Below are 1,018 nucleotides of genomic sequence, written 5' to 3'. Positions count from 1 at the left end.
TGGCGCAGGTATATCAATAATCTGTTGCGGCACTGTCTCATCAAAACGCAGGCCTTCATCATTGACATCCGAGTCGCGACGTTGCTTTTGTGAGGAACGGGTATGGGCCTTCACCGGTTTTGTTTCTGCCGGTAAGGCGTGGGGTTCCCCCTCATCAAACAAGCTGCTCTGGGCCGGATTATCCACTAACACCTTTTCAGACTTACGCCCGAACAACTGGCGTTTAAGCCAGTCGAGTTGATGCTTGAGTTGCGCAATTTCATCTGATAAAGCCGCAATTTGTGCATCTTTCAGGGTGTTATCTGAGGGCGTTTTCATGGCGCAAATTATAACAAAATCAGTTAATTAAATCGCCTGTTTTGTTTACCTTTTTGCCAGTAAATCCCATCAATCAAACACTGTAACTGGGCACTGTTGAGTGGTGTTTTGGTGTTGCCGTCAGACACGTTAGCGAAGGTGCCTTTTTCTAACCGTTTGCTCCACAAACAATAACCGCCCTGGTAGTAATACAACACCTTCAGCTGAGTACGGCGCTTATTGATAAACACAAACCAGTCACCACAATGCGCTTGCATCCCCAACTTGCGCTGTACCAGCGCCGCCAGCCCATCAAACTGTTTGCGCATATCGGTATTGCCGGTGTACAACCAAATACGCCCATTGGATAAGGGTAACATCAGGCGGCTCGGTTCATCCGCAGCACCACACCACCGGGTAATACCAGTTCAATCTCCCACGCTGAATCTATACTCTGGTTCCCGCTCGCTGGCATATCAAAAGCAAGCCAGTTATCCTGCTGCGCAAACGGTTGACTATCATCGCTGAGCTTTTTACGCCACAGATAAAAATTTGATACTGTTAACGCATGTTGTGCACAAAATTCACTGACTGTCAGCTCGCTTGCTGCTTGCTTGTCAACCAATCTTTGCCATTGCTCACGTGTACGTCTTTTTGTTGCCATCAGTAAAGTCTCCGTTAGTAAAATCTACGGAGGCTATTTTACGGAGTAGCTAAATCT

General features: G+C 47.2%; 3 protein-coding genes. All 3 read right to left on the bottom strand.

Translation table 11 applies throughout. From position 1 onward, the window contains the following. Positions 1-318, bottom strand: a 318-nt coding sequence (locus tag BIZ39_RS22010) for a transposase (RefSeq protein WP_187448143.1), incomplete at its 3' end; no start/stop codon positions are given. Positions 319-341: 23 nt separating this feature from the next. Then, positions 342-677, bottom strand: coding sequence for an IS66 family insertion sequence element accessory protein TnpB (tnpB, locus tag BIZ39_RS22005; RefSeq protein ID WP_015066047.1), 336 nt, complete (start codon positions 675-677; stop codon positions 342-344). After that, positions 677-961 carry an IS66 family insertion sequence element accessory protein TnpA gene (gene tnpA, locus BIZ39_RS22000; RefSeq protein ID WP_015066048.1) on the bottom strand — a complete coding sequence of 95 codons (285 nt, stop codon included), beginning with the start codon at positions 959-961 and terminating at the stop codon, positions 677-679. Before tnpA ends, tnpB begins: the two co-directional genes overlap by 1 nt. Positions 962-1,018 lie beyond the last annotated feature (57 nt).

The sequence above is a fragment of the Alteromonas sp. BZK5 genome (assembly GCF_014349115.1).
GTDB classification, from domain to species: Bacteria; Pseudomonadota; Gammaproteobacteria; order Enterobacterales; family Alteromonadaceae; genus Alteromonas; species Alteromonas macleodii.
The sequence above is the reverse complement of the archived record's forward strand: the minus strand, read 5'-3'. Positions and strand labels throughout refer to the sequence as shown.

What these genes read in the sequence shown, in the direction of transcription:
- tnpB (WP_015066047.1), bottom strand. Translation starts at nt 677, where the DNA reads ATGTTACCCTTATCCAATGGGCGTATTTGGTTGTACACCGGCAATACC.
- tnpA (WP_015066048.1), bottom strand. Translation starts at nt 961, where the DNA reads ATGGCAACAAAAAGACGTACACGTGAGCAATGGCAAAGATTGGTTGAC.